Source organism: Nocardia veterana NBRC 100344 (assembly GCF_000308855.1).
In the GTDB taxonomy this organism is placed as follows: domain Bacteria; phylum Actinomycetota; class Actinomycetes; order Mycobacteriales; family Mycobacteriaceae; genus Nocardia; species Nocardia veterana.
The window spans coordinates 1-13596 of the sequence record NZ_BAGM01000121.1; the positions used below are offsets into that span (position 1 = coordinate 1).

7 protein-coding genes are annotated in these 13596 nt (G+C 65.6%); 2 read left to right on the forward strand and 5 right to left on the reverse strand.

Annotated elements, in window-relative coordinates; genetic code table 11:
• The first annotated feature begins 5 nt into the window (after positions 1–5).
• Complete coding sequence (locus tag ON37_RS23220; protein ID WP_040722297.1) at positions 6–2381, forward strand: ATP-binding cassette domain-containing protein; 2376 nt, start codon at positions 6–8, stop codon at positions 2379–2381.
• 203 nt (positions 2382–2584) lie between these two features.
• Here the strand turns inward: ON37_RS23220 and ON37_RS23225 are convergent, their stop codons facing one another.
• On the reverse strand, positions 2585–3430 hold the full coding sequence (locus ON37_RS23225; RefSeq protein ID WP_051031954.1) for an SDR family oxidoreductase: 846 nt from the start codon (positions 3428–3430) through the stop codon (positions 2585–2587).
• Between the two features lie 187 nt (positions 3431–3617).
• Here ON37_RS23225 and ON37_RS23230 point away from each other — a divergent pair, with 187 nt between their 5' ends.
• Positions 3618–4217 carry a TetR/AcrR family transcriptional regulator gene (locus tag ON37_RS23230; protein ID WP_051031952.1) on the forward strand — a complete coding sequence of 200 codons (600 nt, stop codon included), beginning with the start codon at positions 3618–3620 and terminating at the stop codon, positions 4215–4217.
• 22 nt (positions 4218–4239) lie between these two features.
• Here the strand turns inward: ON37_RS23230 and ON37_RS23235 are convergent, their stop codons facing one another.
• From ON37_RS23235 to ON37_RS23250, 4 genes are all read right to left on the reverse strand, one after another.
• Positions 4240–4845 (reverse strand): Uma2 family endonuclease, encoded by a 606-nt coding sequence (locus ON37_RS23235; RefSeq protein WP_083893230.1) that lies wholly within the window; start codon positions 4843–4845, stop codon positions 4240–4242.
• Between the two features lie 135 nt (positions 4846–4980).
• Positions 4981–8934, reverse strand: a complete 3954-nt coding sequence (locus ON37_RS23240; RefSeq protein WP_040722294.1) for a DNA-directed RNA polymerase subunit beta' — start codon at positions 8932–8934, stop codon at positions 4981–4983.
• Between the two features lie 127 nt (positions 8935–9061).
• Entirely contained in the window at positions 9062–12562 is a 3501-nt protein-coding gene (gene rpoB / locus ON37_RS23245) for a DNA-directed RNA polymerase subunit beta (protein ID WP_040722295.1), read from the reverse strand.
• 512 nt (positions 12563–13074) lie between these two features.
• On the reverse strand, positions 13075–13596 hold a 522-nt coding region (locus ON37_RS23250), incomplete at its 5' end, for a hypothetical protein (protein ID WP_051031953.1).

Below are 13596 nucleotides of genomic sequence, written 5' to 3' on the forward strand. Positions count from 1 at the left end.
AAACCATGAGCAAGGCCCAGACGCCGGACCGGCATATCGCCGACACTCACGATCTGATCCGCGTACACGGTGCGCGGGTCAACAATCTGAAGGACATCAGCGTCGAAATTCCGAAGCGACGCTTGACCGTCTTCACCGGCGTCTCGGGTTCGGGCAAGAGTTCACTGGTCTTCGGCACCATCGCCGCGGAATCGCAGCGGATGATCAACGAGACCTACAGCGCCTTCGTGCAGGGATTCATGCCCACGCTGTCCCGGCCGGAGGTCGACTTCCTCGACGGCCTCACCACCGCGATCTCGGTCGACCAGGAGCGGATGGGCGCCAATCCGCGGTCCACCGTCGGCACCGCCACCGACGCCAACGCGATGCTGCGCATTCTGTTCAGCCGCCTCGCGCAACCGCAGATCGGCTCGCCGAACGCCTATTCGTTCAATGTGCCCTCGGTGACGGCCAGCGGTGCGATCACGGTCGAGCGCGGTGGTAAGACCAAGGCCGAGAAGGCGACCTTCCACCGCCTCGGCGGTATGTGCCCGCGCTGCGAGGGCATGGGATCGGTCACCGATTTCGATCTGACCGCGCTCTACGACGACAGCCTGTCGCTGAACGAGGGTGCGCTGACCATCCCCGGTTACAGCATGGACGGCTGGTACGGCCGCATCTATCGCGGCTGCGGCCTGTTCGACCCGGACAAGCCGATCCGCAAGTACAACAAGCGCGAGCTGCACGACCTGCTCTACAAGGAGCCGACCAAGATCAAGGTCGAGGGCATCAATCTCACCTACGAGGGCCTGATCCCGAAGATCCAGAAGTCGATGCTGTCCAAGGACGTCGATTCGCTGCAGCCGCATATCCGTGCGTTCGTCGAACGGGCGGTGACCTTCACGACCTGTCCGGAGTGCGAGGGCACCCGGCTCAGCGCCGAGGCCCGATCCTCGAAGATCGGCGACAAGAGCATCGCCGATGTCTGCAAGATGCAGATCAGTGACCTCGCCGAATGGGTGCGCGAACTCGACGAGCCGTCGGTGGCACCGCTGCTGAAGGGCCTGCAGCATCTGCTCGACTCGTTCACCGAGATCGGTCTCGGCTATCTGTCGCTCGACCGGCCCGCCGGCACCCTCTCCGGCGGTGAAGCGCAGCGCACCAAGATGATTCGCCACCTGGGTTCGTCACTGACCGACGTCACCTACGTCTTCGACGAGCCGACCATCGGCCTGCATCCGCACGACATCGAGCGGATGAACAACCTGCTGTTGCAGTTGCGCGACAAGGGCAACACGGTGCTGGTGGTGGAGCACAAGCCGGAGGCGATCGCGATCGCCGACCACATCGTCGATCTGGGCCCGGGCGCCGGAACCGAGGGCGGCACGGTCTGTTTCGAAGGCGACGTGGACGGCCTGCGCGCCAGCGACACCATCACCGGCCGCCATCTCGACGATCGGGCCAAGCTCAAGGACAGCCCGCGAAAGCCGTCCGGCGCGTTGGAGATTCGCGGCGCGGCCACCCACAACCTGAAGGATGTGGACGTCGACATCCCGCTCGGCGTGCTGTGCGTGGTCACCGGTGTCGCCGGCTCCGGTAAGAGTTCACTGATCCACGGTTCGGTCGCCGGTCGCGACGGCGTCGTGGTGGTCGATCAGGGCGCGATCCGCGGTTCCCGGCGCAGCAATCCGGCCACCTATACCGGGCTGCTGGAGCCCATTCGCAAGGCCTTCGCCAAGGCCAACGGGGTGAAACCGGCGCTGTTCAGCGCCAATTCCGAAGGCGCCTGCCCCACCTGCAACGGCGCCGGCGTGATCTACACCGATCTGGCGATGATGGCCGGGGTCGCGACGACCTGCGAGGAATGCGAGGGCAAACGCTTCCAGGCCGCGGTGCTCGACTATCACCTCGGCGGCCGCAACATCAGCGAGGTGCTGGAGATGTCGGTCGCCCAGGCCGAGGAATTCTTCGGTGCGGGCGAAGCCGAACTTCCCGCCGCGCACAAGATCCTGCAGCGGCTCAGCGATGTCGGGCTCGGCTACCTGAAGCTCGGCCAGCCGCTGACCACCCTGTCCGGCGGTGAACGGCAGCGCATCAAACTCGCCACCCACATGGGCGAGAAGGGCGGCATCTACGTTCTCGACGAACCCACCACCGGTCTGCACCTCGCCGACGTGGAGAACCTGCTCGGACTGCTCGACCGCCTCGTCGACTCGGGTAAGTCGGTGATCGTCATCGAACACCACCAGGCGGTCATGGCCCACGCCGACTGGATCATCGACCTCGGTCCCGGCGCCGGGCACGATGGCGGCCGCGTCGTCTTCGAGGGAACGCCGGCCGACCTGGTGGCCGATCGGTCCACGCTGACCGGGGAACACCTGGCCGCGTACGTAGGGGGATAGCGCGAGACCCACCACGGCGGTCTCGGTGATCACTTTCGGGCGCCTGCCGGTTCCGGTCGACCGGAACCGGCAGGCCGGGTGCGTCGGCGCGGGCGGCTCAATGCTGCGCCGACGCGGTCTGTGATGTGCGCCGGATCAACCGAGTGGTGCCCGCGCAACCCGAACGGCGCGCACCCGGCGACACCTCGCGCCGGCGGGCCGGATCATCGGCGGTCTCCGGGGTCGGAGGGCTCGGTGAGTGTGCGTTCGTAGCCGGCCCGAACCGACGAGCCACGGGTGGCGCCGACCTGGTCGGGAACGAGGTGCCGAAAGGTGAGATCGCGCAGTCGCTGCGGCAGCAGTTCGGCGAGGCGGACCAGCGGGCCGATGTAGCGGGGCACCGTCACCTCGAAGCGAGGACGTTCGATGGTGCGCAATACGACATCCGCCACCTCGGCGGGCTCGAGCAGTTTCGCGGCGCCGCTCGCCGTGCCGGCGGCCAATTCGGTGGCGACCACGCCCGGCATTATCACCGAGATCGACACACCGCTGCCGCGTAGTTCCTCGCGGACGCCGGTCAGATAGCCGAGGACTCCGTGTTTGGTTGCGGCGTAGGTCGATTCACCGGGCGGAGACAGCCGCGCGGCGGCCGAGGCGATGGTCACGATATGCCCGCGGCCGCGCGCCCGCATGGCCGGCGCCGCCAGCCGCACGCCGCGAATGACGCCGTGCAGGTTGACCTCCAGCATGCGGGCGGTCGCGGCCTCCGGCTCCTCGTCGAACGGCCCCACCCACATCACGCCGGCGTTGTTCACAAGTACGTCGATGGGCCCCCACAACGATTCCACAGCGGCGAGGAAGGTGCGGAAGGACGCGGTATCGGTGACATCGAGCGCGAAGCCGCGGACCGTGCCGGGTAATTCGCTCGCCGTCGCTACCGCTGCGGGCTCGTCCCGGTCACCGATCGCGACGCGGGCCCCCGCCTCGGCCAGCACCCGAGCGATCTCACGTCCGATTCCACGCGCCCCGCCGGTGACGGCGACAACGCGCCCCGCGATCGGTGCGGGCATATTCGTCTCCAATTCTGACATGACAGCGTGTCAGGAACGGTGCTCTAGTCTGCCATAGGCAGGCGACCGAGGGACAGGGGCGATGGCAGACAAGTCGGTAGGACGCGAGGGGCCCACCGCGGGGCGGCGATCCGCGACGGCGCCGGATGGGCGCGCGGCACCGGCGCCCGGACGCAGGTACCTCGGCATGAGCCCCGACGAACGGCGGGTTCAGCGCCGGGCCACGATTCTCACCACCGCCCTGGAACTCTTCGGCACCACCGGCTATGCGGGAAGCTCGGTCAAACAGATCTGCCGCACGGCGCGGCTGACCGAACGCTACTTCTACGAATCGTTCTCCGACCGCGAAAGTTGTTTGTCCGCACTGTATTCCGACCTGGTGGACGGAATGCGCGCAGCCACGGTGTCAGCCTTGGCCGCCGCCGGCGACGACGTCGACGATCAGGCCCGCGCCGGCCTGAACGCCTTCATCGGCTACCTCACCGACGATCCTCGGCGCGCCCGAGTGGTCCTGATCGAGGTAGTCGGCGTCTCCCCCGCCTTGGAGGAACGTCGCCACGCGGTCCTGCGCGGCTTCGCCGACATCGTGACCACCAGCTGGGCCGCCGCCCGAACCGAACCCCTCGAGCCCAAACACCGTTCGACAGCGGTCGCCCTGGTCGGCGGTGTCAACCACCTACTCGTCGACTGGCTGATGAGCGGCCGCCCACAATCCCCCGCGGAGCTCGCCGACGTGTGCAGCACCCTGTTCATCGCCGCCCGGGAACGCCTCGAAGCGGAACACTGACGCAGACTCCCGAAGACCTCGGCTACCAAGTTATTTCGGGAAGCTCCACATCGATCGGAAACGGCCGCGCGACGCGCAGCTGCTTGCGGAAGACTCCGGTGGGGGCATAGCAACCACCCTCGGGCAACAACTCGAAGGTGTAGACGACCATCGCGTCGTCTTCGTTCTCGACGCGCCAGAAGCACTTGATCTCTGCGTCGGCGTATTGCGCGGGACGGAGTTTGCGGTCCTTGGTCTTCGTGCGCGGGGAGACCACCTCAACGGCAAGGTGGACCTCAGACGGAGCGAACATCAAACTGTCGGCCGAAACAGCATCCCGCGACACGACCAGGACATCCGGCTCCGGGACGCTGCTCCCCAGATTGACACCCTTCTCCGTCGCGATGACATATTCACGAGGAGCGATCGCCCGTAAGGCGTGCTTGAGGACATCGACCACCTCGTCGTGCCAGTGGGTGGCCGGGGCCATCATCACGACTTCACCGTCCATGAGTTCGAAGTTGCCGTCGACTACTTCCATCAAGCGAGGTAGATCCGCCGCTGTAAATCCGTCCGCCGGCGGTGTCGGCAGCAGCACCATACGGCCGCGAATCGGCTCGTCGGAAGGGCTGTGTGCTGCGGCGGTCATATCCGAAGACTACGGCAGGGTCGTCGTTCCAGGCGAATATGAACCGAATGCAGAGCGAACCTCTCCATGCCACCAATACGATTCGGCCCCCGTTCCGTACGGAACGGGGGCCGAATGTGGTTGTCTCCTACCGATTTACCGGTAGTCGCTGAAACCGTAGTCGTCCAGCGGGACCGCGGCACCGGTGGTGGTGCCGAAGCCCTCCGGGCTGTAGTAGGTGTCGTCGTAGGACGGCACCGCGTACGCCGCGGCACGGGCCTCTTCGGTCGGCTGCACCTGGATGTTGCGGTAGCGGTTGATACCGGTACCGGCCGGGATCAACTTACCGATGATCACGTTCTCCTTCAGGCCGATCAGCTTGTCGGAGCGGCAGTTGATCGCCGCATCCGTCAGGACGCGAGTCGTCTCCTGGAAGGAGGCCGCCGACAGCCACGAATCGGTGGCCAGCGACGCCTTGGTGATACCCATCAGCACCGGGCGACCCGACGCGGGCTCGCCACCCTCGGCGACGACGCGGCGGTTGGCCGCCTCGAACTCCGAGCGCTCCACCAGCGAACCGGGCAGGAACTCCGTCGCACCCGAGTCGATGATGGTGACGCGGCGCAGCATCTGGCGAACGATGACCTCGATGTGCTTGTCGTGGATGGACACACCCTGCGACCGGTACACCTCCTGGACCTCGTGGACCAGGTGGACCTGCACCTGACGCGGACCCATCACGCGCAGCACCTCGTGCGGGTCGGCCGAGCCCTCCAGCAGCTGCTGGCCGACCTCGACGTGGTCGCCGTCGGCGAGCAGACGCTCGGTGCCGTCGTCGTGCTTGAACACCCGCAGACGCTGACGCTTCGACAGCTTGTCGTAGACCACTTCGTCCGAACCGTCGTCCGGAATGATGGTGATCTTGTAGAAGCGGTCGTCGTCCTCGAGCCGCACCCGGCCCGAGACCTCCGCGATCGGCGCCTTGCCCTTGGGCACGCGAGCCTCGAACAGCTCCTGCACGCGGGGCAGACCGCCGGTGATGTCGTCACCCGCGACACCACCCTGGTGGAAGGTACGCATGGTCAGCTGGGTACCGGGCTCACCGATGGACTGGGCGGCGACGATACCGACGGCCTCACCGATGTCGACCAGCTTGCCGGTCGCCATCGAGCGGCCGTAGCAGGTCGCGCACACGCCGGTGCCGGTGGTGCAGGTGAGCACCGAGCGGACCTTGACGTCGGTGATGCCGGCCTCGAGCAGCGCCTCGATGGCGGGGTCGCCGAGGTCGTGACCCTTCTCGACGATCACGTTGCCATTGGCGTCGACCGCGTCCGCGGCCAGCGTCCGGGCGTAGGTGCTGGTCTCCACGTGCGGATCGCGGATGAGCGAGCCGTCCGGCTGCTTCTCGGCGATCGCGACGGTGATGCCGCGCTCGGTGCCACAGTCGGTCTCGCGCACGATGACGTCCTGCGACACGTCCACCAGACGACGGGTCAGGTAACCCGAGTCGGCGGTTCGAAGCGCGGTGTCGGCCAGACCCTTTCGCGCACCGTGGGTGTTGATGAAGTACTCCAGAACGGTCAGGCCCTCACGGAAGGAGGACTTGATCGGTCGCGGAATGAACTCACCCTTCGGGTTGGTCACCAGACCCTTCATGCCCGCGAGGGTACGAGTCTGGGTGAAGTTACCCGTGGCGCCCGAATCGACGATCGTGATGATCGGGTTGTCGGCCGGGTAGTGCGCACGCAGCGCCTTACCGACCTCTTCGGTCGCTTCCTGCCAGATCTTGACCAGGGCGTTGTTGCGCTCCTGGTGGTCGAGCGCACCACGCTGGTACTTCTTCTCGATCTGGTCGGACTGCGCCTCGTAGCGCTCCATGATCTCGGCCTTCTCCGGCGGAACGAGAACGTCCGACATGGAGACGGTGACACCCGAACGTGTGGCCCAGTAGAAGCCGGCGTCCTTGAGCTTGTCGACGGTCTGCGCGACCACGATCATCGGGTAGCGCTCGGCGAGATCGTTGATGATCGTCGCCTGCCGCTTCTTCGGCATCTGCTCGTTGATGAACGGGTAGTCCGCGGGCAGCAGCTCGTTGAAGATGACCCGGCCGAGCGTGGTCTCGCTCAGCCACGCGTCGCCGCGCTGCCAGCCCTCGGGGAACAGCTCCGCCTCGACGTCCTTCGGCGGGCGCTGCTCGGTCAGCCGCACCTTGATCAGCGAACGCACCGTCAGCTCGCCGCGGTCGACGGCCATCTGGGCCTCGGCCGGCGACGCGTAGACGCCCTGCTCGGGAGCATCCTTGGTGGCCGGGCGGTACTCGCCCTTCGCGCCCTCTTCCAGGCGGGTCAGGTAGTACAGACCGGTCACCATGTCCAGACGCGGCATGGCCAGCGGGCGGCCGGACGCCGGGGACAGGATGTTGTTCGACGACAGCATCAGGATGCGGGCCTCCGCCTGCGCCTCCGCGGACAGCGGCAGGTGCACGGCCATCTGGTCACCGTCGAAGTCGGCGTTGAAGGCCTCACAGACCAGCGGGTGCAGCTGGATGGCCTTACCTTCGACCAGCAGCGGCTCGAAGGCCTGGATACCCAGCCGGTGCAGGGTGGGCGCACGGTTCAGCATGACCGGGTGCTCGGCGATGACCTCTTCGAGGACGTCCCACACCTGGGCACGCTGCCGCTCGACCATCCGCTTGGCGGACTTGATGTTCTGCGCGTGGTTCAGGTCGACCAGCCGCTTCATCACGAACGGCTTGAACAGCTCCAGCGCCATCAGCTTGGGCAGACCACACTGATGCAGCTTCAGCTGCGGACCGACGACGATGACCGAACGGCCCGAGTAGTCCACGCGCTTACCGAGCAGGTTCTGCCGGAAACGACCCTGCTTGCCCTTGAGCAGATCGCTCAGCGACTTCAGCGGGCGGTTACCGGGACCGGTCACCGGCCGGCCGCGGCGGCCGTTGTCGAACAGCGCGTCCACGGACTCCTGCAGCATCCGCTTCTCGTTGTTGACGATGATCTCGGGGGCGCCGAGGTCGATCAGTCGCTTGAGGCGGTTGTTGCGGTTGATCACGCGGCGGTACAGGTCGTTCAGGTCGGAGGTGGCGAAGCGGCCACCGTCGAGCTGAACCATCGGCCGCAGCTCCGGCGGGATCACCGGAACGGCGTCGAGCACCATGCCCATCGGCGAGTTGCCGTTGGCCTGGAAGGCCGCGACGACCTTCAGCCGCTTGAGCGCGCGCAGCTTCTTCTGGCCCTTACCGGTGCGAATGGTTTCGCGCAGGCTCTCGGCCTCGGCGTCGATGTCGAAGTTCTCCATCAGCTTCTGGATCGCTTCGGCACCCATGGAGCCGGTGAAGTATTCGCCGTAGCGGTCCTGCAGCTCGCGGTAGAGGACCTCGTCCACGATCAGCTGCTTGGGAGCCAGCTTGGTGAAGGTGCTCCAGATCTCGTCGAGCCGGTCCAGCTCACGCTGGGCACGGTCGCGCAGCTGACGCATCTCGCGCTCGCCGCCGTCCTTGACCTTGCGGCGGACGTCGGACTTGGCGCCCTCGGCCTCCAGCTCGGCCAGGTCGGCCTCGAGCTTCTGGGCGCGGGCCTCCAGGTCGGCGTCGCGCTGGTCGGCGATCGCCTTCTTCTCGACCTCCATCTCCGCCTCGAGCGTGGACAGCTCGTTGTGGCGCAGATCCTCGTCGACGCTGGTGATGACGTAGGCGGCGAAGTAGATGATCTTCTCGAGATCCTTCGGCGCCAGGTCCAGCAGGTAGCCGAGGCGGCTCGGCACACCCTTGAAGTACCAGATGTGGGTGACGGGCGCGGCCAGCTCGATGTGGCCCATCCGCTCACGACGCACCTTGGCGCGAGTCACCTCGACACCACAGCGCTCACAGATGATGCCCTTGAAGCGCACGCGCTTGTACTTGCCGCAGTAGCACTCCCAGTCCCGGGTGGGACCGAAGATCTTCTCGCAGAACAAGCCGTCCTTCTCCGGCTTGAGCGTGCGGTAGTTGATGGTCTCCGGCTTCTTGACCTCGCCGTACGACCAGTTGCGAATGTCTTCGGCGGTCGCCAGGCCGATCCGGAGTTCATCGAAGAAGTTGACGTCTAGCACGTAACTTCCTTTCCCCTGTTCGGGTTCAGTATCGAGCAAAGTTCGCTAGTTCTTCCGCCTCGGCGGACCGCTCCGCGGAGCGGGAAACTATGCCCCGGCGCCCAATGCGGGCGCCGGGACCATCGACTCACTGCGCGAGGTCGTCGACCGTCGCAGCCTCGTTACGGGACAGGTTGATGCCGAGGTTCGCGGCGGCACGCTCGAGGTCCTCGTCGTCGCCGTCGCGCATCTCGATCGCGGCGCCGTCGGAGGACAGCACTTCGACGTTGAGGCACAGCGATTGCAGTTCCTTGAGCAGCACCTTGAACGATTCCGGGATGCCGGGCTCGGGAATGTTCTCGCCCTTGACGATCGCCTCGTACACCTTCACCCGCCCGACCACGTCGTCGGACTTGATGGTCAGCAGCTCCTGCAGGGTGTAAGCCGCGCCGTAGGCCTGCATGGCCCAGCACTCCATCTCACCGAACCGCTGACCACCGAACTGCGCCTTACCACCCAACGGCTGCTGCGTGATCATCGAGTACGGACCCGTCGACCGCGCGTGGATCTTGTCGTCCACCAAGTGATGCAACTTCAAGATGTACATGTAACCCACGGCCACCGGGTACGGGAACGGCTCGCCTGAACGTCCGTCGAACAGCACCGCCTTGCCGTTGGCGTCGACCATGGTCTCGCCGTCCCGGTTCGGCAGGGTGGAACCCAGCAGACCGGTCAGCTCGTCTTCCTGCGCACCGTCGAACACCGGGGTCGCGATGTTGGTGTCGGGATCCTGACCCAGCATCTCCTCGGGCAGGTTCTGCGCCCAGTCCGGCAGGTTGCCGGAGTCCGCGCCCTCGATCTTCCAGCCGGCTTTGGCGATCCAGCCCAGGTGGGTTTCCAGGATCTGGCCGATATTCATACGCCGCGGCACACCATGAGTGTTCAAGATGATGTCGACCGGAGTACCGTCCGGCAGGAACGGCATATCCTCCTTCGGCAGAATCTTGCCGATCACACCCTTGTTACCGTGCCGACCGGCGAGCTTGTCACCATCCTGAATCTTGCGCTTCTGCGCAACATACACACGCACCAGCTCGTTCACACCCGGCGGCAGATCATCGTCGTCCTCACGCGAGAACACCCGGATACCGATCACCTTGCCGGACTCACCGTGCGGCACCTTCAACGACGTATCGCGGACTTCGCGGGCCTTCTCACCGAAGATCGCACGCAGCAGCCGCTCCTCCGGAGTCAGCTCGGTCTCACCCTTCGGAGTCACCTTGCCGACCAGGATGTCACCGTCACGCACCTCCGCACCGATCCGCACGATGCCACGCTCGTCCAGATCCGCCAGCACCTCATCGGACACATTCGGGATATCGCGGGTGATCTCCTCGGCACCGAGCTTGGTGTCACGAGCGTCGATCTCGTGCTCCTCGATATGAATCGAGGTCAGCACGTCCTCCTCCACGAGGCGCTGCGACAGGATGATCGCGTCCTCGTAGTTGTGACCCTCCCACGGCATGATCGCCACCAACAGGTTCTTACCCAACGCCATCTCACCGTTCTCGGTGCAGGGGCCGTCGGCCAGAACCTGGCCATGCTCGACCCGCTGGCCCTCGTCCACGATGGGCCGCTGGTTGGCACAGGTGCCCTGGTTGGAGCGCGCGAACTTGCGCATCCGGTAGGACTTGCGGGTGCCGTCGTCGTGCATGACGGTGATGTAGTCGGCCGAAACCTCTTCCACCACACCCGGCTTCTCGTTGACCACGACATCGCCGGCGTCGACCGCGGCGCGCAGTTCCATACCGGTGCCGACCAGCGGCGCCTCGGAACGGATCAGCGGCACGGCCTGACGCTGCATGTTCGCGCCCATCAGGGCGCGGTTGGCGTCGTCGTGCTCGAGGAACGGAATCATCGCGGTCGCCACCGACACCATCTGGCGCGGCGAGACGTCCATGTAGTCGACCTCGGTCGGGGAGACGAATTCCATCTCCTCGTTACCGCGGCGAGCGAGGACGCGCTCCTCCAAGAAGTTGCCATCGGCGTCGACGGGCGAGTTCGCCTGGGCCCGGACGTGCCGGTCCTCCTCGTCGGCGGTCAGGTACTTGACCTCGTCGGTGACGCGGCCGTTCACCACCTTGCGGTACGGCGTCTCGATGAAGCCGAACGGGTTGACCCGCGCGTACACCGACAGCGAACCGATCAGGCCGATGTTCGGGCCTTCCGGGGTCTCGATCGGGCACATGCGGCCGTAGTGCGAGGGGTGCACGTCGCGGACTTCCAGGCCGGCGCGCTCACGGGACAGACCACCCGGGCCCAGCGCCGACAGGCGACGCTTGTGGGTCAGACCCGACAGCGGGTTGTTCTGGTCCATGAACTGCGACAGCTGCGAGGTGCCGAAGAACTCCCGGATCGCCGCCGTGATCGGGCGGATGTTGATCAGGGTCTGCGGGGTGATCGCCTCGACGTCCTGAGTGGTCATGCGCTCGCGCACGACGCGCTCCATCCGCGAGAGGCCGACGCGCAGCTGGTTCTGGATCAGCTCGCCGACGGTGCGCAGGCGGCGGTTACCGAAGTGGTCGATGTCGTCGACCTCGACCGGAACCTCGACGCCGCCGGGCACGGTCATCGTCTTGTCGCCCTGGTGCAGACGGACCAGATACTCGATGGTGGCGACGATGTCCTCGCGGGTCAGCACCGAACCGACGACCGGCTCACCGCTGTTGACACCCAACTTCTTGTTGACCTTGTAGCGGCCGACGCGGGCCAGGTCGTAGCGCTTCTCCTTGAAGAACAGGTTCTCCAGCAGGGTCTGCGCGGACTCCTTGGTCGGCGGCTCGCCCGGACGCAGCTTGCGGTAGATGTCGAGCAGCGCCTCGTCCTGGCCGGCGGTGTTGTCCTTCTCCAGGGTCGACAGCATGATCTCGGAGAAACCGAAACGCTCGGTGATCTCCTCGGTGGTCATGCCCAACGCCTTCAACAACACGGTGACCGGCTGACGACGCTTGCGATCGATACGCACACCCACCGTGTCGCGCTTGTCGACATCGAACTCCAGCCACGCACCACGCGACGGAATCACCCGCACGCTGTGCAGCGTCTTCTCCGTGCCCTTGTCGATCGACTCGTCGAAATACACACCCGGCGAACGCACGAGCTGCGACACGACCACACGCTCGGTGCCGTTGATGATGAACGTGCCCTTGTCGGTCATCATCGGGAAATCACCCATGAAGACCGTCTGCGACTTGATCTCACCGGTGTTGTTGTTGATGAACTCCGCGGTCACGAACAACGGCGCCGCGTAGGTCATGTCCTTGTCCTTGCACTCCTCGATCGAGGCCTTCACCTCTTCGAAGCGCGGATCGGAGAAGGACAGGGACATCGAACCGGAGAAGTCCTCGATCGGCGAGAGCTCCTCGAGCACCTCCTCCAGCCCACCGACCGGGCTGGCGTCGCCCCGGGCGATGGCCCGCTCACGCCAATCGGGGGCACCGACCAGCCACGCGAATGATTCGGTTTGTAGATCGAGAAGATCCGGAACCTCCAAGGGCTCACGAATCTTCGCGAAAGACACCCGCTTCGGGGCTCCGGGAATACCGGCCTTGGTCTGGGTGGAGACTGCCAAGATGCGTCCTTCCAGCACCTCACGCGGGCCGCGCGCGGTGCCTGTACGTACGAGACACCGCAGCGACCGTCGCTTGTCTGCTACGAATTCCGCTGGTCACAACCCGAACGAAACCCGAACAGCAAACAACGGAAGTAACACCTGAACGGTGGAACTTTCGGTGATGCGATCAAGGAATGGACAGGAGGCAGCCAGCGCAAAGTCCAAACCTACACCCATAGAGAAGGGGTGTCAAAGTACCATCCGAACCGAGTTCCGGATGTTCGGCGCGCCGGACCCGCTTTCGCTGGCTGCGTTCGAGTCTCCGGCGGCGCCTCGACCTGGGTACTCGACCCTGTCCCAGCTGCCGCTGTTGTGAATAGCGTGACGGTTCGGACGTAACTCGTCAAGTGGCGAGACCCGCTCGACAACTCCGAGATCCCCTGTGGCGCTGGCGAATCACGCCTGCGCACAGCCGCTTGCATGCCGCTGAGCTGGGGAAATTCCGCAATCGGGGCGCTCGAACATACTTCCGAATCCGTTTCGGGCACTCAACGGTCGGAGATCTCACTGGCCAGCCAGTGGCCGTCCACCTTCTGCATGTGCAACACGATCGGACCCGACGCGCTCTCCTGCGGGGCACCGTTCTTGGTGGCGCTCACGGTCAGGTTCACCAGCAGTTCGGCCCGATCATCGGTGAGCAATGTCACACCAATGGGCTCCGGCGTCGCCTGTGCGGTCGACTGCGCCTGCTGGATCGCCGAGACCGTGGTGTCGGCGAATTTGTCGAAATCGCTGCGCATCTTGCCGGTCACCACCTTGTGCACAGCATCCTTATAGCCGCCCACGGTCTTCACGTCGTAGGAGTAGACCGTCTTGAGCGCGTTGTCGGCCGCCGCGGTCACCTCCTGGGTGGCCTTGGTGTCCACGAAGGCCTGGTTGCCGTCGTCCACACCGGGCTCGAACGCGGCGATCACCGCGAAGGCGGTGAGCAGCAGGCTGACCACGATCAGGCCGACGGCCGTACCCCAGGCGGCCGGACGCGGCAGGCGCGGGCGCGCCGGCTTGCCGGG